We start from the raw sequence: 20,465 nt of genomic DNA on the forward strand, positions 1-20,465 counted from the left end.
CTGAGGTCCCGTCGGCGTTATTCGAGGGCAATGCGGAAAATCCGGCGGGGACCACCTCACGCCACCCGCCGCCCCGGCATCAGCCCCCCATATTCCTTCCCCAGAAACTCCGCCGTGTGCTCCAGCAGATAGGCGCGGCAGCTCTCGCTGGCCGGCGACAAGCGCTTGCTGGACATGTGCGCGACATGCCAGATGCGCTCGATCGGCGTGCCGGCCACGTCCAGCAGCGCGATCTCGCCGGTGCGCAGCTCCAGTCCCAGCGTGTGCAGCGACAACAGGCTGATGCCCATGCCGGCCATCACGGCCTGCTTGATGGTCTCGTTGCTGCCCAGGGTGATCACCTTGGCCGGCGTGAACAGGTGGTCCCGGAACATGTACTCCGCCACGGTGCGGGTGCCGGAACCCGGTTCGCGCAGCAGGAAGGTCTCGTGACGCAGTTCCTGCAGGTCGAACCCCTTTGCATCGTGTAGCGGGTGCCGCGGCGAGGCCACCAGCACGTGCGGATGCGCGGCGATGGGTTCCGACACCGCATCCAGTTCGCGCGGCGGGCGGCCCATCAGCGCGAGGTCGATGGCGTTGTCCTGCAATAGCCGCAGCAGCGTCTCGCGGTTCCCTTCGGCGATGCGCAGGTCCACGCCCGGATGTAGAGCCGTAAAGCCGGCCAGCAACTTGGGGGCGAAATACTTCGACGTGCTGATCAGCCCGATCGTGATCGAGCCCTGCTCGACGTCCTTGACCGCCTGCAAGCCTTCCTCGGCGTCCTTGACCTCGCCGAGGATCCGGGACGCATGGTGCAGCAGGCGGTCGCCGGGCTCGGTCAGCGTGAGCTGCCCCTTGACCCGCTCGAACAGCGCCATGCCGACCACGGATTCAAGCTGCTTGACCTGCATCGAGACCGCAGGCTGGGTCAGGTGCAGTTCCTCGGCCGCGCGCACGAAGCTGGCGTGCCTGGCCACGGTGACGAAGATCTGCAACTGGCGAAGGGTGAGGGCGCGCAGGAAGGACGACATGGGCGGTTGGGGGCGGCTTTGGATGGTCCCGTGATGTGCAGTTTGATCCGCACTTAAGGGATTGCTTATACAGGGGCTAAGAATATCTGAATTTACCTTATGTGGGTGGGCTTATATCTTTGCATCAACGCAGCAGCCAAGACGCTCAACCACGCAAGGAGACAAGCATGAACGCACCTGAATCGGTCCAAGCCAAGCCGCGCAAGCGCTACGACGCCGGCGTCATGAAGTACAAGGAAATGGGGTACTGGGACGGCGACTACGAGCCCAAGGATACCGACCTGCTGGCGCTGTTCCGCATCACGCCGCAGGACGGCGTGGATCCGGTCGAGGCCGCCGCCGCGGTGGCCGGCGAATCCTCCACCGCCACCTGGACGGTGGTGTGGACCGACCGCCTGACCGCCTGCGACATGTACCGCGCCAAGGCCTACCGGGTCGATCCGGTGCCCAACAACCCCGAGCAGTTCTTCTGCTACGTGGCCTATGACCTGTCGCTGTTCGAGGAAGGCTCGATCGCCAACCTGACCGCGTCGATCATCGGCAACGTCTTCAGCTTCAAGCCGATCAAGGCGGCGCGCCTGGAGGACATGCGCTTCCCGGTGGCCTATGTGAAGACCTTCGCTGGCCCGTCCACCGGCATCATCGTCGAGCGCGAGCGCCTGGACAAGTTCGGCCGCCCGCTGCTGGGCGCCACAACCAAGCCCAAGCTGGGCCTGTCGGGCCGCAACTACGGCCGCGTGGTGTACGAGGGCCTGAAGGGCGGGCTGGACTTCATGAAGGATGACGAGAACATCAACTCGCAGCCCTTCATGCACTGGCGCGACCGCTTCCTGTTCGTGATGGACGCGGTCAACAAGGCCTCGGCCGCCACCGGCGAGGTCAAGGGCAGCTACCTCAACGTGACCGCCGGCACCATGGAAGAGATGTACCGGCGTGCCGAGTTCGCCAAGTCGCTGGGCTCGGTCATCATCATGATCGACCTGATCGTCGGCTGGACCTGTATCCAGTCCATGAGCAACTGGTGCCGCCAGAACGACATGATCCTGCACCTGCACCGCGCGGGCCATGGCACCTACACCCGGCAGAAGAACCACGGCGTGTCGTTCCGCGTGATTGCCAAATGGCTGCGCCTGGCCGGTGTCGACCACATGCACACCGGCACCGCGGTGGGCAAGCTGGAAGGCGATCCGCTGACCGTGCAGGGCTACTACAACGTCTGCCGCGATGCCTACACCCATACCGACCTGTCGCGCGGGCTGTTCTTTGACCAGGACTGGGCTTCGCTGCGCAAGGTGATGCCGGTGGCCTCGGGCGGCATCCACGCCGGCCAGATGCACCAGCTGATCCACCTCTTTGGCGACGACGTGGTGCTGCAGTTCGGCGGCGGCACCATCGGCCACCCGCAAGGTATCCAGGCCGGCGCCACCGCCAACCGCGTTGCGCTCGAAGCGATGGTGCTGGCGCGCAACGAAGGCCGCGACATCCTCAACGAAGGGCCGGAGATCCTGCGCGATGCCGCGCGCTGGTGCGGACCGCTGCGGGCTGCGCTCGATACCTGGGGCGACATCAGCTTCAACTACACGCCGACCGACACCTCGGACTTCGCGCCCACCGCGTCGGTGGCCTGAGCCCGGCGAGACGCCATCACAGCACGACGAGCGAACCCAAAGAACGAGAGGACATCATGCGTATTACTCAAGGCACTTTCTCCTTCCTGCCCGACCTCACCGACGCGCAGATCACCAGCCAGCTTGAATACTGCCTGAACCAGGGCTGGGCGGTCGGCATCGAGTACACCGACGACCCGCATCCGCGCAATACCTACTGGGAGATGTTCGGCCTGCCGATGTTCGACCTGCGCGATGCCGCCGGCATCCTGCTGGAGATCAACAACGCGCGCAGCACCTTCCCCAACCACTACATCCGCGTCACGGCCTTCGACTCGACGCATACGGTGGAGTCGGTGGTGATGTCGTTCATCGTCAACCGTCCTGCGGACGAGCCCGGCTTCCGCCTGGTGCGCCAGGAAGAGCCCGGCCGCACCATGCGCTACTCGATCGAGAGCTACGCCGTGCAGGCACGCCCCGAGGGCAGCCGCTACTGAGCGGCACCGGCTGAGCCGGCGCAGCGCCGCCATGGCGCTGCCGCCGGCGATTTCCTGACTGTGCAATCCCACGGTTGCGCCGCCGCAAGGCCGCGCACCGGGGGAGCTGCGCCTCGAATCTTTCGAGCCGGATGCTCGAATGATCCTCACGGAGCCTGCCATGTCCGCACCTGAAACGACCGCACCGCTGCAGCCGCCAGCCGCTCCGGCCGGATCGCTGGCCGAGTCGCTGGCCAGCTCGGGCATCACCGAGCTGCTGGCCCAGCTTGACCGCGAGCTGATCGGGCTGAAGCCGGTGAAAGCGCGCATCCGCGATATCGCCGCCTTGCTGCTGGTGGACAAGCTGCGCGCCGCGCGCGGCTTCAGCGCCGGTGCGCCCAGCCTGCATATGTGCTTCACCGGCAATCCCGGCACCGGCAAGACCACCGTGGCCATGCGCATGGCGCAGATCCTGCACCAGCTGGGCTACGTGCGCCGCGGCCACCTGGTGGCGGTGACCCGCGACGACCTGGTCGGCCAGTACATCGGCCACACCGCGCCCAAGACCAAGGAGATCCTGAAGAAGGCCATGGGCGGGGTGCTCTTCATCGATGAGGCCTACTACCTCTACCGCCCGGAGAACGAGCGCGACTACGGCCAGGAAGCCATCGAGATCCTGCTGCAGGTGATGGAGAACAACCGCGACGACCTGGTGGTGATCCTGGCCGGCTACAAGGACCGCATGGACCGTTTCTTCGAGTCCAACCCGGGCATGTCCTCGCGCGTTGCCCACCATGTCGACTTCCCCGACTACCAGCTCGACGAGCTGCGCCAGATTGCCGACCTGATGCTGTCCGAGATGCAATACCGCTTCGACGACGAAAGCCGGGCCGTGTTTGCCGACTACCTGGCCCGGCGCATGGCACAGCCGCACTTTGCCAATGCCCGCAGCGTGCGCAATGCGCTGGACCGCGCGCGGCTGCGCCATGCCTCGCGCCTGCTGGACGATGCCGGCACGGTCGTCGACGACCATACCCTGACCACCATCACGGCGTCTGACCTGCTCGCCAGCCGCGTGTTTTCGAAGGCCGCGCCGGACGCGCAGACGCCGGCCAAGGAGTAAGCCATGCAAGCCCTGATTTTCGATGTCGACGGCACGCTGGCCGATACCGAAAGCGCGCACCTGCAAGCCTTCAATGCCGCCTTCGCCGAGGTCGGCCTGGACTGGTACTGGGACGCGCCGCTCTACACGCGCCTGCTCAAGGTGGCCGGCGGCAAGGAGCGCCTGATGCATTACTGGCGCATGGTCGACCCGGAAGAGGCCCGTGGCTGCAAGGTGAAGGAAACCATCGACGCCGTGCACGCCATCAAGACCCGCCACTATGCCGAGCGCGTCGGGGCGGGCGGCCTGCCGCTGCGCCCGGGCATTGCCCGCCTGATCGACGAGGCCGGCGAGGCCCGGCTGCCGCTCGCGATTGCCACCACCACCACGCCGGCCAACCTCGACGCGCTGCTGCAGGCGCCGCTTGGCGCGGACTGGCGCCGTCGCTTTGCCGCCATTGGCGACGCCGGTACCACGCCCATCAAGAAGCCGGCGCCCGATGTCTATCTGGCGGTGCTGGAGCGGCTCGGCCTGGAAGGCGGTGACTGCCTGGCGGTCGAGGACTCGGCGAACGGCCTGCGCGCCGCCCGGGCGGCCGGCATCCCCACCGTGGTCACGCCCACCGCATTCAGCGCGCAGGACTCCTTCGAGGGCGCGCTGCTGGTGCTGCCGCATCTTGGCGATCCCGGCGAGCCCATGCCCCACCACGTGCCCGGCGCGGCAAACCGCTGGGCCGACCTTGCCGCGTTGCGCGCCTGGCACCACGGCACCCTGATCGAGGCGACCTGACATGCATGCCACTGAACCCAACACCGGCCATGGCAGCCAGCGCGGCATCCGCCTGGCGCCGTCCATCCTGTCGGCCGATTTCGCGCGCCTGGGCGAAGAGGTGTGCGCGATCGAGGCCGGCGGCGCGGACCTGGTGCACTTCGATGTGATGGACAACCACTATGTGCCCAACCTGACCATCGGCCCGCTGGTGTGCGAGGCGATCCGGCCGCTGGTCTCCATCCCCATCGACGTGCACCTGATGGTGGAACCGGTCGATGCGTTGATCCCGCTGTTTGCCAAGGCCGGCGCCAACATCATCAGCTTCCACCCGGAGGCGAGCCGCCATGTCGACCGCACCATCGGCCTGATCCGCGACCACGGCTGCAAGGCCGGCCTGGTGCTCAACCCGGCCACGCCGCTGGGCTGGCTGGACCATACGCTGGACCAGCTCGACCTGGTGCTGCTGATGAGCGTGAACCCGGGCTTTGGCGGCCAGGCCTTCATTCCGGGCGTGCTGGACAAGGTGCGCCAGGCACGCGCGCGCATCGACCGGCAGGTGGAAGCCGGCGGGCGGCCGGTCTGGCTGGAGATCGACGGCGGCGTCAAGGCCGACAACATTGCCGCGATCGCGCGCGCGGGCGCCGACACCTTCGTCGCCGGCAGCGCCGTGTTCGGCGCGCCCGATGCCGACGGCGGCTACTCGAGCATCCTGCACCGCTTGCGCGAGGCCGCCACGATCACGTAGCCCGCACGCACCGGCACCACACAAGAACACATAGCCAATCTATAGGAGACCTGTCATGCCTGAAGTCCAAAGGATGACCCTGACGCAGTTCCTGATCGAGGAACGCCGCCGCTATCCGGATGCCAGCGGCGGCTTCAACGGCCTGATCCTCAACGTCGCCATGGCCTGCAAGGAAATTGCGCGCGCGGTTGCCTTCGGCGCGCTGGGGGGCTTGCACGGCAAGGCCAGCAATCAAGCTGGTGAAGCAGGGGCCGTCAACGTGCAGGGTGAAATCCAGCAGAAGCTGGACGTGCTGAGCAATACCACCTTCCTGCGCGTCAACGAGTGGGGCGGGTACCTGGCCGGCATGGCGTCGGAGGAGATGGAGGCGCCTTACCAGATCCCGGAACACTACCCGCGCGGCAAGTACCTGCTGGTGTTCGATCCGCTCGACGGCTCGTCCAACATCGACGTCAATGTCTCGGTGGGCAGCATCTTCTCGGTGCTGCGCGCCCCGGAGGGTGCAAGCGGCGTCACCGAGCAGGATTTCCTGCAGCCCGGCAGCGCCCAGGTGGCGGCAGGCTACGCGCTCTACGGTCCCACCACCATGCTGGTGCTGACCGTGGGCAACGGCGTCAACGGCTTCACGCTCGACCCCAACCTGGGCGAGTTCTTCCTGACGCACCCCAACCTGCGGGTGCCGGCCGATACCCAGGAATTTGCCATCAATGCGTCGAACAGCCGCTTCTGGGAAGCGCCGGTGCAGCGCTATATCGCCGAGTGCATGGCCGGCAAGAGCGGGCCGCGCGGCAAGGATTTCAATATGCGCTGGATCGCGTCGATGGTGGCCGAGGCGCACCGCATCCTGATGCGTGGCGGCGTCTTCATGTACCCGCGCGACTCCAAGGATCCCGCCAAGCCGGGCCGCCTGCGCCTGCTGTACGAGGCCAATCCGATCGCCTTCCTGATGGAGCAGGCCGGCGGGCGCGCCAGCACGGGCCGGCAGACGCTGATGTCGGTGGCGCCGGGCGCGCTGCACCAGCGCATCGGCGTGATCTTCGGCTCGCGCAATGAAGTGGAACGGATCGAGGGCTACCACACCGACCAGACCGATCCCGACCTTCCGAGTCCCCTGTTCAACGAGCGCAGCCTGTTCCGCGCGTCTGCCTGAGGTGCCTGGCCATGTCAGAACGTTATCCCATTATCGCCATCACCGGCTCCTCGGGCGCCGGTACCACGTCGGTGACCCGTACCTTCGAGAACATCTTCCGCCGCGAAGGCGTGAAGTCAGTGGTGATCGAAGGCGACAGCTTCCACCGCTACGACCGCGCCGAGATGAAGGTCAAGATGGCCGAGGCCGAGCGCACCGGCAATATGAACTTCAGCCACTTCGGCGCGGAGAACAACCTGTTCTCCGAGCTGGAGAGCCTGTTCCGCTCCTACGCCGAAACCGGCACGGGCATGCACCGGCACTACCTGCATAGCCCGGAGGAGGCCGCGCCGTTCGGGCAGGAACCCGGCACCTTCACCCAGTGGGAGCCGTTGCCGGCCGATACCGACCTGCTGTTCTACGAAGGCCTGCACGGCGGGGTGGTCACCGACGCGGTCAATGTCGCCCAGTATCCCAACCTGCTGATCGGCGTGGTGCCGGTCATCAACCTGGAATGGATCCAGAAGCTCTGGCGCGACAAGAAGCAGCGCGGCTATTCCACCGAGGCCGTGACCGACACCATCCTGCGCCGCATGCCGGACTACGTGAACTACATCTGCCCGCAGTTCTCGCGCACGCATGTGAACTTCCAGCGCGTGCCGTGCGTGGATACGTCCAACCCCTTTATCTCGCGCGAAATCCCCGCGCCCGATGAAAGCATGGTGGTGATCCGCTTTGCCAACCCGAAGGGGATCGACTTCCAGTACCTGCTCAGCATGATCCACGACTCCTTCATGTCGCGCGCCAACACCATCGTGGTGCCCGGCGGCAAGATGGAACTGGCCATGCAGCTGATCTTCACGCCCTTTGTGCTGCGCATGATGGAGCGCCGCAAGCGCGCCGCGCTGTAAGGGCTCGACCGTGAAACGCCGACTCTCGAGGATCTTCTGAATGAACGCACCAGAACGCATCGACTCCGCAGCGCGCTGTGCCAATGCGCTGCGCTTCCTGGCCGCCGACGCGGTGGAGCAGGCCAGGTCCGGCCACCCCGGCGCACCCATGGGCATGGCCGAGATGGCCGAAGCCCTGTGGCGGCGCCACCTGCGCCACAACCCGGCCAACCCGGCCTGGCCCGACCGTGACCGCTTCGTGCTGTCCAACGGCCATGCCTCCATGCTGCAGTACGCACTGCTGCACCTGACCGGCTACGACCTGCCGATGTCGCAGCTGCGCCAGTTCCGCCAGCTGCACGCGGCCACGCCCGGCCATCCGGAGCTTGGCGTGACGCCGGGCGTGGAAACCACCACCGGGCCGCTGGGGCAGGGCCTGGCCAATGCCGTCGGCATGGCGCTGGCGGAGAAGCTGCTGGCCGCCACCTTCAACCGGCCCGGCTTCGACATCGTCGACCACCACACCTACGTCTTCCTTGGCGATGGCTGCCTGATGGAAGGCCTCAGCCACGAGGCCTGCTCGCTGGCGGGCACGCTCAGGCTGGGCAAGCTGATCTGCCTGTACGACGACAACGGCATCTCCATCGACGGCGAGGTCGCCGGCTGGTTTGCCGACGACACCCCGAAGCGCTTTGCCGCTTACGGCTGGCATGTGATCGCCGTCGACGGGCACGATGTGCAGGCCATCGACGCTGCGCTGCACGAGGCCAAGGCAGAGGGCGACCGGCCCACGCTGATCTGCTGCCGCACCGTGATCGGCAAGGGCGCGCCGGCCAAGGCCGGCGGGCACGATGTGCATGGCGCCCCGCTGGGCGCGCCGGAAATCGCCGCCATGCGCACGGCGCTGGGCTGGGAAGCCGAGCCTTTCACAGTGCCGGAGGACGTGGCCGATGCCTGGGACGCGCGCGCGCAAGGCGCCGCGCGCGAAGCCGAATGGGAGGCGCGCTTCGCCAGCTATCGCGCGGCACATCCGGAACTGGCCGAAGAATTCCTGCGCCGTTCCGATGGCCGCCTGCCGGAAGGCTTCGATGCGGAGCTGATGGCATTGCTGGATGCGCCGTCGCCGCTGCAAGGCAAGATCGCCACGCGCAAGGCATCGCAGCTGTGCCTGGAGGCGCTCACGCCCGCCTTGCCCGAGCTGCTGGGCGGCTCGGCCGACCTGACCGGGTCCAACCTGACCAATGTCAAGGCGTCGGTCTGGGTCAACCATGCCGGGCATGGCAACTACGTGAGCTACGGCGTGCGCGAGTTCGGCATGGCCGCCGCGATGAACGGCGTTGCGCTGCATGGGGGGCTGATTCCCTACGGCGGCACCTTCATGACCTTCTCGGACTATTCGCGCAATGCCATCCGCATGGCGGCGCTGATGCGCCTGCGCGTGGTCCACGTGCTGACCCATGACTCGATCGGACTCGGCGAGGACGGTCCCACTCACCAGCCGGTGGAGCATGCCGCCAGCCTGCGGCTGATCCCCAACAACCAGGTCTGGCGTCCCTGCGACGGCGCCGAGACCGCGTACGCGTGGCTGGCCGCGCTGCGGCGCGAGGATGGCCCGAGCTGCCTGGTGCTGTCGCGGCAGGCGCTGATGCCGTTCGAGCGCAATCCGGCCCAGCGCGCGGAGATTGCGCGCGGCGGCTATGTGTTGCGCGATGTGCCGGCGCCGCGCGTGGTGCTGATTGCCACTGGCTCCGAGGTGGAAATCGCCATGCGCGCGGCGCTGGACCTGGCCGATGCCGGCATCGCCGCGCGCGTGGTGTCCATGCCCTGCGTGGAGCTGTTCTACGCGCAGGACGTGGCGTACCGCGACACCGTGCTGCCACCAGGCCTGCCGCGCGTCAGCGTGGAGGCGGGCGGCACCTGGTTCTGGCGCGGCGTGGTGGGCGAGCAGGGCCTGGCGCTGGGCATCGACACCTTCGGCGAATCCGCGCCGGCCGAGGCGCTGTACCAGCACTTCGGCCTGACCCCGGCGCATGTCGCGGCGGCCGCGCGCGTGCTGCTGGAGGAAGCGTGATGACTACCGTATCCATGCCCTGCACCGCGGTGCTGATCGACCTGGACGGCACGCTGGTCGACAGCGCGCCCGACATTGTCGAGGCCGCCAACCGCATGCTGGCCGACCTCGGCACCCCGGCATTGCCGTTCGACACCGTGGCCGGCTTCATCGGCCGCGGCGTGCCCAACCTGGTGCGGCGCGTGCTCGAGACCGGAGGGCTTGCAGCGCAGGTTGAGGCTGCCGAAGCCGTGGCGATGTTCCACCGCCACTATGCCGAGACCAATGGCCGCCTCGGATCGGTGTTTCCGGGCGTGGCGGCAGGACTGGAGGTGCTCAGGCGGCAAGGCTACCGGCTTGCCTGCGTCACCAACAAGCCGCGCGCGCTGGCCGTGCCGCTGCTGGCGCTGACCGGGTTGTCGCAGTACCTGGAAGTGCTGGTGGCGGGCGACTCGATCGCGCAGATGAAACCGGACCCCGAACCGCTGCGCCACGCCTGCAACCTGCTCGACGTCGATCCGGCGCAGGGCGTGCTGGTGGGGGATTCGGCGGTGGACGTGGCGGCGGCGCGCGCGGCCGGCATCCCGGTCTGCCTGGTGCGCTATGGCTACGCCGGCCCCGGCGGACCCGCGGCGCTGGGCGCCGACGCGTTGCTCGATTCGCTGGAGGCGTTGCCGGCGCTGCTGACGCCGGCGCGGCTGGCCCCAGCCGCCTGATGTTGCGCCGGCGCGCCAGCGCGACCGGCAAGGATACCAAGACAAGTAAAGGAGACAGCATGACTATCAAGGTTGCCATCAACGGCTACGGACGCATCGGCCGTAATGTGCTGCGCGCCCACTATGAAGGCGGCAAGCGGCACGATATCGAGATCGTCGCCATCAACGACCTCGGCAACGCGGCCACCAATGCGCACCTGACCCAGTACGACACAGTCCATGGGCGCTTCCCGGGCGAGGTCTCGGTCGACGGCGATGCCTTCCGCGTCAACGGCGACCGCATCCGCGTGCTGGCGCAGCGCAACCCGGCCGAGCTGCCGTGGGGCGAGCTGGGCGTGGACGTGGTGATGGAATGCACCGGGCTCTTCACCAGCAAGGAAAAGGCATCGGCCCACCTGAAGGGCGGCGCGAAGAAGGTGATCATCTCCGCCCCCGGCGGCAAGGACGTGGACGCCACCATCGTCTACGGCGTCAATCACGGCGTGCTGAAGGCGACCGACACGGTGATCTCCAACGCCTCGTGCACCACCAACTGCCTGGCGCCGCTGGTCAAGCCGCTGCACGAGAAGCTGGGCGTGGTGAACGGCCTGATGACCACCGTGCACTCCTATACCAACGACCAGGTGCTGACCGACGTCTACCACGAAGACCTGCGCCGGGCGCGCTCGGCCACCATGTCGATGATCCCGACCAAGACCGGCGCCGCCGCCGCGGTCGGGCTGGTGATGCCTGAGCTGGACGGCCGGCTGGACGGCTTTGCCGTGCGCGTGCCGACCATCAATGTGTCGCTGGTCGACCTGTCCTTCGTGGCGGCGCGGCCGACCACCGTCGAGGAAGTGAACGGCATCCTGAAGGCAGCCGCCGAAGGCGAGCTCAAGGGCATCCTGGACTACAACACCGCGCCGCTGGTCTCGGTGGACTTCAACCACAACCCTGCGTCGTCCACCTTCGACGCCACCCTGACCAAGGTCAACGGCACGCTGGTCAAGGTGTCGGCCTGGTATGACAACGAATGGGGCTTCTCCAACCGCATGCTGGACACCGCGGTGGCGCTGGCCCACGCACGCTAGCAGGTTGCCATGATGAGCCTATCCCATGCTACGAACCCGCAACCGAAACCCGCGGCGGCGCCGCACACGCTGGCCGCACTGCTTGCAGCCGGTGGACTGGCTGGCAAGCGGGTCTTTATCCGCGCCGACCTCAACGTCCCGCAGGATGCAGCGGGTGCTATCACCGACGATACCCGCATCCGTGCTTCCGTGCCTGCCATCGCGGCCTGCCTGCAGGCGGGCGCCGCGGTGATGGTCACCTCGCACCTGGGCCGGCCGCAGGAGGGAGCGCCCGACCCGCGCCACAGCCTGGCGCCGGTGGGCCGCCGCCTGTCTGAACTGCTGGGCCGCCAGGTGCCGCTCTTGTCCGGCTGGACCGAGGGCGGTTTCCAGGTACCGCCCGGGCAGGTGGTGCTGCTGGAAAACTGCCGCATGAACACGGGCGAGAAGAAGAACAGCGACGATCTGGCGCAGAAGATGGCGGCGCTGTGCGATGTATACGTCAACGACGCGTTCGGCACCGCCCACCGCGCCGAGGCGACCACGCATGGCATCGCCAGATACGCCCCCATTGCCTGCGCCGGCCCGCTGCTGGCCGCCGAGATCGATGCGCTGGGCAAGGCGCTGGGCCAGCCGGCGCGCCCGCTGGTGGCAATCGTGGCCGGCTCCAAGGTCTCGACCAAGCTGACCATCCTGAAGTCGCTGGCCGACAAGGTCGACAACCTGATCGTCGGCGGCGGCATTGCCAATACCTTCATGCTGGCCGCCGGCCTGAAGATCGGCAAGTCGCTGGCAGAGCCTGACCTGCTGGCCGATGCCAGAGCCATCATCGACATCATGGCTGCCCGCGGCGCCTCGGTGCCGATCCCGGTCGACGTGGTGTGCGCCAAGGAGTTCAGCGCCACCGCCGAGGCTACCGTGAAGGACGTCAAGGACGTGGCCGACGATGACATGATCCTGGACATCGGCCCGAAGACGGCAGCGATGCTGGCCGAGCAACTGAAGGCCGCCGGCACCATCGTCTGGAACGGTCCGGTGGGCGTGTTCGAGTTCGACCAGTTCGGCAACGGCACCAGGGTGCTGGCCCAGGCCATCGCCGAATCGAAGGCGTTCTCGATCGCCGGCGGCGGCGACACGCTGGCCGCGATTGCCAAGTACCGCATCGCCGATCGCGTGGGCTATATCTCCACGGGCGGGGGCGCGTTCCTGGAATTCCTGGAGGGCAAGACGCTGCCCGCGCTGGCCGTGCTGGCACAGCGCGCCGCTGCCTGAACCCGACCTCACCGATTCTGCAATCAGTAAAGGAGCTTCATCATGGCACTCATTTCCTTGCGCCAGCTGCTGGACCACGCGGGAGAGTTCGGCTACGGCGTGCCGGCCTTCAACGTCAACAACCTGGAACAGATCCACGCCATCATGGAAGCGGCCCAGGAAACCGACAGCCCGGTCATCCTGCAGGCCTCGGCCGGCGCGCGCAAGTACGCCGGCGAGGCTTACCTGCGCCATATGGTGCTGGCCGCGGCCGAGACCCATCCGGACATCCCCATCGTGCTGCACCAGGACCACGGCTCCAGCCCGGCGATCTGCCAGGCCTCGATCCGCTCCGGCTTCACCAGCGTGATGATGGATGGCTCGCTGCGCGAAGACATGAAGACCCCCTCCGACTACGACTACAACGTCGACGTCACGCGGCGCGTATGCGAGATGGCGCATGCGATCGGCGTGTCGGTGGAGGGTGAACTGGGCTGCCTGGGCTCGCTCGAAACCGGCCAGGCCGGCGAAGAGGACGGCGTGGGCGCGGCGGGCACGCTGTCGCACGACATGATGCTGACCGACCCGGCCCAGGCGCGCGACTTCGTCGCCCGCACCGGCGTGGATGCGCTGGCGATCGCCATCGGCACCAGCCACGGCGCCTACAAGTTCTCGCGCAAGCCCACCGGGGACATCCTGGCGATGGACCGCATCCGCGAGATCCACGAGCAGATTCCTGACACCCACCTGGTGATGCACGGCTCGAGTTCGGTGCCGCAGGAATGGCTGGAGATCATCCGCCAGTACGGCGGCGACATCAAGGAGACCTACGGCGTGCCGGTCGAGGAGATCCTGCGCGGCATCAAGATGGGGGTGCGCAAGGTGAATATCGACACGGACATCCGCCTGGCCATGACCGGGGCGATCCGCAAGTCCTTGTCCGACGACCGTAGCGAGTTCGATCCGCGCAAGGCGCTGCTGGCGGCCAAGAAAGGGGCGAGAAGCGTGGTCAAGCTGCGCTTCGAGGCCTTCGGCTGCGCAGGGCAGGCCTCGCGGATCAAGCCGGTGCCGCTGGAGCGGGTGGCGAAGCTCTATTCCTGAAGGCGCATCTGCAGCACCACGAGCCCAGGCACACGCTCCCCTCTCCCGCAAGCGGGCGAGGGGAGCAAACCGGCAGCAGGAGTTGTTCGCGTGACTAACCCCAACGCCGTCACCAGCAACCTGGCGCGGCACAAGGAGCAAACATGGCCAATCGACGCGAAGTGCCCGGTATCAGGAAGTACGACGGTCCCGCCGGCGGCTGGGGGGCGCTGAAGGCAACCGCCACGGCGATCCGCACGCAGATGGATACCGTCAGGGCGCCGATCACGCTGATGCGGACCAACCAGCCCGACGGCTTCGATTGCCCCGGCTGCGCATGGCCCGACAAGGAGCACCGGTCGACCTTCCAGTTCTGCGAGAACGGCGCCAAGGCCGTGACGTGGGAGGCAACCACCAAACGGGTGCCTCCCGAGTTCTTTGCAGCCAATACGGTGTCGTCGCTGTTGAACCGGACCGACTATGAGCTCGAAGACTTTGGCCGGCTGACGCATCCGCTGGTCTACGACCGCGCCACCGACACCTTCCGCGCGGTGGAGTGGGAGGCTGCGTTCGCCCGCATCGGCGAAATCCTGCGCGGGCTATCGCCCGACCAGGTCGAGTTCTATACCTCGGGCCGGGCTTCCAACGAAGCCGCCTACCTGTACCAGCTGTTCGCGCGCGAGTATGGCACGAACAACTTCCCCGACTGCTCGAACATGTGCCACGAGCCCACCAGCGTGGGCTTGCCGCGCTCGATCGGCATCGGCAAGGGCACGGTGTCGCTGGAAGACTTTGACACCTGCGAGCTGATCATTTCGATCGGCCACAACCCGGGCACCAACCACCCGCGCATGATGGGGACGCTGCATGAGGCGTCGCGCCGCAAGGTGCCGATCCTGGTGTTCAACCCGCTGCGCGAACGGGCGCTCGAGCGCTTTGCCGACCCGCAGAACATGGTGGAGATGGCCACCTATGGTTCCACCCGGATTGCGTCGTCCTACTTCCTGGTCCGCGCCGGTGGCGACGCCGCCGCCATCAAGGGGGTGATGAAGGCGCTGCTGGACCTGGAAGCCCGCCAGGGCAATGTGCTGGACCACGACTTCATCGCGGTCCACACCGAGGGCTTCGAGGGGCTGGCCGACGATCTGCGGTCGACCGAATGGGCGGATATTGAAAAGACCAGTGGGCTGACCCGTGCGGACCTGGAACTGGTGGCGGCGGCCTATGCCAAGTCGAATGCCACCATCGTCACCTACGGCATGGGCGTGACCCAGCACAACGAAGGCACGGCCAATGTGCGCCTGCTGTGCGACCTGCTGATGCTGCGCGGCAACTTCGGCAAGCCCGGCGCCGGCATCTGCCCGTTGCGCGGCCACTCCAATGTCCAGGGGAACCGCACTGTCGGCATTACCGAGAAGCCGTCCGCCGGTTTCCTGCAGCGGATCGAGGACACCTTCGGCTTCAGCCCGCCTGCCGGACACGGGCACGATGCCGTCAACGCGATGCAGGCGATGATCGATGGCAAGTCCAGGGCACTGTTCTGCCTGGGCGGGAATTTCGCGGTCGCCTTGCCCGATCCCGAGCAGTGCTTCCCCGCCATGGGCAAGCTCGACCTGAGCGTGCATGTCGGGACCAAGCTCAACCGTACGCACCTGCTGGTGGCCAGGGAGACCTATGTGCTGCCTTGCCTGGGCCGCACCGAACTGGATGTGCAGGAGACCGGGCCGCAATCGGTGACGGTGGAGGATTCGATGTCGATGGTGCATGCCTCGGCCGGCAAGCTCGGGCCGGCGTCCGAGTTCCTGCGCTCCGAGCCGGCCATCGTGGCGGGCATTGCCACCGCGACCCTGCCCGACAGCAAGGTGCCATGGCTGGAACTGGTTGCCGACTACGACAGGATCCGCGATCTGATCGAGAAGACGGTGCCCGGCTTTGAGGACTTCAACACGCGCGTGCGGGTCCCTGGCGGATTCCGCATGCCCTTGCCGCCAACCGAGCGCAAATGGGAAACGCCGTCGGGCAAGGCCGAGTTCTACGTGTTCAAGGGGCTGCACGAAGACAAGCAAGTCCTTGCCGACGATGTCCTGCGGCTGGTGACCATCCGCAGCCATGACCAGTACAACACCACCATCTATGCCATGGACGACCGCTACCGGGGCGTGTTCGGGCGGCGCGACGTGATGTTCATGAACCCGGCCGACCTGGCCGCGCGCGGCCTGGAGCATGGCGACCTGGTCGACATCGAGACCATCGCAGCGGGCCGGCAGCTGCGTTTCGAGAAGATCACTGCGATCGAGTACGAAATTGCACCCGGCTCCGTCGCTGCCTACTATCCCGAAGCAAACAGGCTGGTGCCGCTCGACTACATCGACGAGGACAGCGGCACCCCGTCCTACAAGTCAGTGCCCGTGCGCGTGGTGCGTTCGGAGGTGACGTAATGGCAGGCCAGCCCACCATCACGTAAGCACGGCTCATGCCCGCTTTCCAGCGCCGTTGCGCGCGGCCCTGAGCGCGCGCAACGGCCCTCTGTTGAAGCAATGCGACCTACCTGTGGAGGAAAGTCCATCATGCCGACCCTTTGCGAAATCTGCAACGCACGTCCCGCCGTGGCGCGGGTGACCGTGGTTCAGGACGGCGAGCGCAAGACCATGTCGATCTGCGACTACGACTACCGGCAGCTGCTGCGCCACCAGGACATGCTCAACCCGTTCGATTCCCTGCTGGGTGGGGGCGGCCTGTCCCGCTTCTTCCGGGGGATGGGAGGCGGGATGAATGACGACGAGCATCCCGGATTCTCCACCGAAGTCCCGCGCGAATCCGTCGATCCCACCGATGCCTTCAGCGAGCAGACCATGGAACTGCTGCAGCGTGCCGCGGAGAAGGCGCACGAGCTGCGGCGCAATGAGCTCGACACCGAGCACCTTCTCTACGTGCTCGCCGATACCGATGTCTGCACGGCGCTGATCAAGGAACTCAAGCTCTCGCCGCAGGACATCAAGGGCTATATCGACGAGCACGCGCAGACCGGAGCCGCCGGGCCTGACGCGGCCATCGACCGGATGACGATCTCGCCGCGGCTGAAGAAAGCCTTCCAGTATGCCTTCCAGGCCTCGCGCGACCTCGGGCATTCCTACGTTGGCCCCGAGCACCTGCTGATCGGCCTGGCCTCGGTCCCGGAAAGCATCGCCGGGACGCTGCTCAAGAAGTATGGCGTCACCCCCGAGGCACTGCGCCAGAAGGTGGTGAAGGTGGTCGGCAAGGGCGCCGAGGATGGCCGCGTCGATACGCCCACCGGCACGCCCACGCTCGACAAGTTCGGGCGCGACCTGACCGCGATTGCGCGGCAGGGCAAGCTCGATCCGGTGCTGGGCCGAGCGCAGGAGATCGAGAGCACGATCGAGGTGCTGGCGCGGCGCAAGAAGAACAACCCGGTGCTGATCGGCGAGCCGGGCGTGGGCAAGACCGCGATCGTGGAAGGGCTGGCGCAGCGCATCGTCAATGGCGACGTGCCGGAGGTGCTGCGTGGCAAGCGCCTGGTCGAGGTGAATATCAATTCGATGGTGGCCGGGGCCAAATACCGCGGCGAGTTCGAGGAGCGTGCCAAGCAGCTGATTGACGAGGTGACCGCCAAGAACGACGAACTGATCCTGTTTATCGATGAACTGCACACCATCGTCGGCGCGGGGCAGGGCGGCGGCGAGGGCGGGCTCGATATCGCCAACGTGCTCAAGCCCGCGCTGGCACGCGGCGAACTGAGCCTGATCGGCGCCACCACGCTGAACGAATACCAGAAGTACATCGAGAAAGACGCGGCGCTGGAGCGGCGCTTCCAGCCGGTGCTGGTGCCGGAGCCAACCGTCGAGCAGACCATCGTCATCCTGCGCGGCCTGCGCGACAAGCTTGAGGTGCACCACCAGGTCACCTTTGCCGACGATGCCTTTGTGGCCGCGGCGGAACTGTCGGACCGCTATATCACCGCGCGCTTCCTGCCGGACAAGGCCATCGACCTGATCGACCAGGCCGCGGCGCGCGTGCGCATCGGCGCCACCTCGCGTCCCGCCGATATCCAGGAACTGGAGGCCGAGATCGCCCAGCTCAAGCGCGAGCAGGACTATGCGTCGTCGCGCAAGCGCTTTGACGAGGCCAAGGGCTTCGAGGACCGCATCACCGACAAGCAGAAGCGGCTTGATGAGCTGACCGAGGCCTGGCAGCGCAAGACCGGATCGGAGACCCTGGAGGTGACGGTTGCGGCCATTGCCGAAGTGGTGTCGCGCCTGACCGGCATCCCGGTGACCGACCTGACCCAGGAAGAGCGCCAGAAGCTGCTGAAAATGGAAGCGCGGCTGCGCGAGCGGGTGGTGGGGCAGGACGACGCGGTGGTCGCGGTCAGCGATGCGGTGCGCCTGTCGCGTGCGGGCCTGGGGCAGGCCAACCGCCCGATCGCGACCTTCCTCTTCCTCGGGCCGACCGGCGTCGGCAAGACCGAGCTGGCCAAGGCGCTGGCGGAAACCGTGTTCGGCGACGAGCAGGCCATCATCCGCATTGACATGTCCGAGTACATGGAGCGCCATGCGGTGGCCCGGCTGATCGGTGCGCCCCCGGGCTATGTCGGCTACGATGAAGGCGGGCAGCTGACCGAGCGCGTGCGGCGCAAGCCCTATAGCGTGATCCTGCTGGATGAAATCGAGAAGGCCCACCCGGACGTGAACAACGTGCTGCTGCAGGTCTTCGACGACGGCCGCTTGACCGACGGCAAGGGCCGCGTGGTGGACTTCAGCAACACCGTCATCATCGCCACCAGCAACCTGGGCGCGCCGATCATCATGGACAACCTGGAGCAGCCCGAGGACAAGCGCATGCCTGAGAAGGACTTGCGCGAGGCGCTGATGAAGGTGCTGAAAGGACACTTCCGACCCGAGTTCCTGAACCGTATCGACGACATCATCGTGTTCCATGCGCTGTCGCGCGACAACATCCGCGCGATCGTGCAGATCCAGCTGGAGCGCGTGGTGCGCACCGCCGCCGCGCAGGACATCACGGTCAAGCCCGACGATGAGCTGGTCGAGCACCTGGTGGAGGTGGGATACCAGCCTGAGTTCGGTGCGCGGGAGCTGCGGCGGCAGATCCGCCAGTCGGTCGAGACCGGGCTGGCCAAGGAGATTCTCGGTGACAAGCTGAAATCAGGCGACAGCGTCGAGCTTGGCTACGACAAGGCAAGCGAAGCCGTAGTCTTCAGAAGGATGGAAGCCGTCAAGAAGCCGAAGGCAGGTAAAGCGACGGCCAAGGGCGCTGCACCCAGGAAGGCGGACAGCACCGTCGCAGCAGGAGACTCCAGCGCTTGAGCGCAAGAGCCAGGGCAATCACGATTTTCGTGGGAGGTTCGCAAATGCAGGAGTACGACTTTTACATCAATCTGCTGAAACCGACGCTGGGGCTCTATGTGCGCAAGGGCGAAGGACTTCAGGACCTCGCCGACGCAAAGGAGTGGCAACTTGAAGGGACGGTTCCTGAGAGCGCACTGCCACCCGGCATGTTGAAGGGTCTGGAAGCCAACGGTCACGCCTTCCAGGAACTGGGAGGGTAAGCAGCCACGCGCGGCCGCGACCTGCTCCGGATGGGTTGCGGCCGTGCGGCTTTCTTCCTGCCGGCATCACTTCTCGTCGACAAAGAACTCGATACCCTCGTCGATGCATTCTTTTGGCTGGGCAAAGGTAATCCAGCCATGACCCCTGAGCGTGATTTCGTCACGGCGCAGGATCAGCGCGCCTTCGCCATCGATCTTCACGTGGGTGCCGTTCGAACTTCTGTCGATCAGGACAAAGCGGCCGCCGCGCGGCTCCACCGTGGCCTGGAATCTCGAAACCTGCCGGTCCGTGACAACGATGCTCATGGTCGTGTCCCGGCCGATGGTGACAGGCGGTGAGGCAGTGTTCATTTCGAAGACGGTTTCCCGATATCGTAGCGAAAGCAGTGCCGAGCGGGCCAATGCAAGATCCACCGGGGCCACCAGGGTCAGGTCGATGCTCTGCTGCCAGATCGCTTCGTACAGCTCGATCACCTGGTGCTTGCCGCGTACCTGTATCGGATACAGGTAGCGTGTCATCTGGCGCAGCCCTGCTGAGAGCTGCTCCACCGCGTTCTTGCTGGTGATGATCTGGCCCCGCGAAGCCAGGCTGGCCAGTCGGGCGGCAAGGTTGACGGTGTCGCCGAACAGGTCGCCGGATTCGTCCGACAGGATCGGGCCATGGTGAAAGCCGATATGGATCGCCAGCGGAGCGCCTATGATCGGCGGCAGCCCGGCGACGGCCTCCTGCATGTCCAGTGCCGCCCGCATCGCATTCTCCGCGGCGGGAAACAGCACCATGATTTCGTCACCGATGGTCTTGACGACCCGGCCTTGCGCGGCCGCGGAGTGGGACTTCATCAGCGCCAGGCACTGGCGGATTGCGCCAAGCGCCACCGCATCGCCGGCCTGCTCGTAGAGCCTGGTGCTGTCGCAGACGTCCGCGAACATCACCGATCCATCAGAGGCGTCTTGTCGCGAATCTTGGTCCATATGCATCACAGGCCGTTTGATCGGAGCGCGCCA

17 protein-coding genes are annotated in these 20,465 nt (G+C 66.5%); 15 read left to right on the forward strand and 2 right to left on the reverse strand.

Features of this window, described 5'->3' with window-relative positions; translation table 11 throughout:
• Positions 1 to 56: 56 nt before the first annotated feature.
• The gene (locus AC3WVS_RS01300) at positions 57 to 1,010 is read right to left on the reverse strand and encodes a LysR family transcriptional regulator (RefSeq protein WP_492317037.1); all 954 of its coding nucleotides are present in this window, start codon (positions 1,008 to 1,010) and stop codon (positions 57 to 59) included.
• A gap of 167 nt (positions 1,011 to 1,177) precedes the next feature.
• Between AC3WVS_RS01300 and AC3WVS_RS01305 the strand changes: the two genes are divergently transcribed.
• The 15 genes from AC3WVS_RS01305 (at position 1,178) to AC3WVS_RS01375 (ending at position 19,460) form a co-directional block, all read left to right on the forward strand.
• Positions 1,178 to 2,638 (forward strand): form I ribulose bisphosphate carboxylase large subunit, encoded by a 1,461-nt coding sequence (locus AC3WVS_RS01305; protein WP_035826739.1) that lies wholly within the window; start codon positions 1,178 to 1,180, stop codon positions 2,636 to 2,638.
• 56 nt (positions 2,639 to 2,694) lie between these two features.
• Positions 2,695 to 3,114: a ribulose bisphosphate carboxylase small subunit gene (locus tag AC3WVS_RS01310; protein ID WP_010809290.1), complete on the forward strand. Its 420-nt coding sequence runs from the start codon at positions 2,695 to 2,697 to the stop codon at positions 3,112 to 3,114.
• A gap of 160 nt (positions 3,115 to 3,274) precedes the next feature.
• Positions 3,275 to 4,216: a CbbX protein gene (gene cbbX / locus AC3WVS_RS01315; RefSeq protein ID WP_492317038.1), complete on the forward strand. Its 942-nt coding sequence runs from the start codon at positions 3,275 to 3,277 to the stop codon at positions 4,214 to 4,216.
• Positions 4,217 to 4,219: 3 nt separating this feature from the next.
• Complete coding sequence (locus AC3WVS_RS01320) at positions 4,220 to 4,984, forward strand: HAD family hydrolase (protein WP_492317039.1); 765 nt, start codon at positions 4,220 to 4,222, stop codon at positions 4,982 to 4,984.
• A 1-nt stretch (position 4,985) separates the two neighbouring features.
• Positions 4,986 to 5,711, forward strand: coding sequence for a ribulose-phosphate 3-epimerase (gene rpe / locus AC3WVS_RS01325; RefSeq protein WP_492317040.1), 726 nt, complete (start codon positions 4,986 to 4,988; stop codon positions 5,709 to 5,711).
• Positions 5,712 to 5,766: 55 nt separating this feature from the next.
• Positions 5,767 to 6,861, forward strand: a complete 1,095-nt coding sequence (locus AC3WVS_RS01330) for a class 1 fructose-bisphosphatase (protein ID WP_492317041.1) — start codon at positions 5,767 to 5,769, stop codon at positions 6,859 to 6,861.
• Between the two features lie 11 nt (positions 6,862 to 6,872).
• The gene (locus AC3WVS_RS01335; protein WP_492317042.1) at positions 6,873 to 7,751 is read left to right on the forward strand and encodes a phosphoribulokinase; all 879 of its coding nucleotides are present in this window, start codon (positions 6,873 to 6,875) and stop codon (positions 7,749 to 7,751) included.
• 40 nt (positions 7,752 to 7,791) lie between these two features.
• Entirely contained in the window at positions 7,792 to 9,801 is a 2,010-nt protein-coding gene (gene tkt / locus AC3WVS_RS01340; protein WP_492317043.1) for a transketolase, read from the forward strand.
• Entirely contained in the window at positions 9,801 to 10,496 is a 696-nt protein-coding gene (gene gph / locus AC3WVS_RS01345) for a phosphoglycolate phosphatase (protein ID WP_492317044.1), read from the forward strand. Before tkt ends, gph begins: the two co-directional genes overlap by 1 nt.
• Before the next feature lie 59 nt (positions 10,497 to 10,555).
• A complete protein-coding gene (gene gap, locus AC3WVS_RS01350) occupies positions 10,556 to 11,566 on the forward strand; it encodes a type I glyceraldehyde-3-phosphate dehydrogenase (protein ID WP_114133664.1) in 1,011 nt (336 codons plus the stop codon).
• A gap of 9 nt (positions 11,567 to 11,575) precedes the next feature.
• Entirely contained in the window at positions 11,576 to 12,817 is a 1,242-nt protein-coding gene (locus AC3WVS_RS01355; RefSeq protein ID WP_492317045.1) for a phosphoglycerate kinase, read from the forward strand.
• Between the two features lie 42 nt (positions 12,818 to 12,859).
• A complete protein-coding gene (gene fba / locus AC3WVS_RS01360) occupies positions 12,860 to 13,897 on the forward strand; it encodes a class II fructose-bisphosphate aldolase (RefSeq protein ID WP_479942420.1) in 1,038 nt (345 codons plus the stop codon).
• A gap of 143 nt (positions 13,898 to 14,040) precedes the next feature.
• Positions 14,041 to 16,314, forward strand: coding sequence for an FdhF/YdeP family oxidoreductase (locus AC3WVS_RS01365; RefSeq protein ID WP_492317046.1), 2,274 nt, complete (start codon positions 14,041 to 14,043; stop codon positions 16,312 to 16,314).
• 129 nt (positions 16,315 to 16,443) lie between these two features.
• Complete coding sequence (locus AC3WVS_RS01370) at positions 16,444 to 19,218, forward strand: ATP-dependent Clp protease ATP-binding subunit (protein ID WP_492317047.1); 2,775 nt, start codon at positions 16,444 to 16,446, stop codon at positions 19,216 to 19,218.
• Between the two features lie 44 nt (positions 19,219 to 19,262).
• Positions 19,263 to 19,460: a hypothetical protein gene (locus AC3WVS_RS01375; protein ID WP_010809303.1), complete on the forward strand. Its 198-nt coding sequence runs from the start codon at positions 19,263 to 19,265 to the stop codon at positions 19,458 to 19,460.
• A gap of 66 nt (positions 19,461 to 19,526) precedes the next feature.
• On the opposite strand, the gene AC3WVS_RS01380 is transcribed toward AC3WVS_RS01375, so the two are convergent.
• Positions 19,527 to 20,432, reverse strand: a complete 906-nt coding sequence (locus AC3WVS_RS01380) for an adenylate/guanylate cyclase domain-containing protein (RefSeq protein WP_492317181.1) — start codon at positions 20,430 to 20,432, stop codon at positions 19,527 to 19,529.
• Positions 20,433 to 20,465 lie beyond the last annotated feature (33 nt).

Source organism: Cupriavidus sp. CPT47-8839-RL05A (assembly GCF_058792255.1).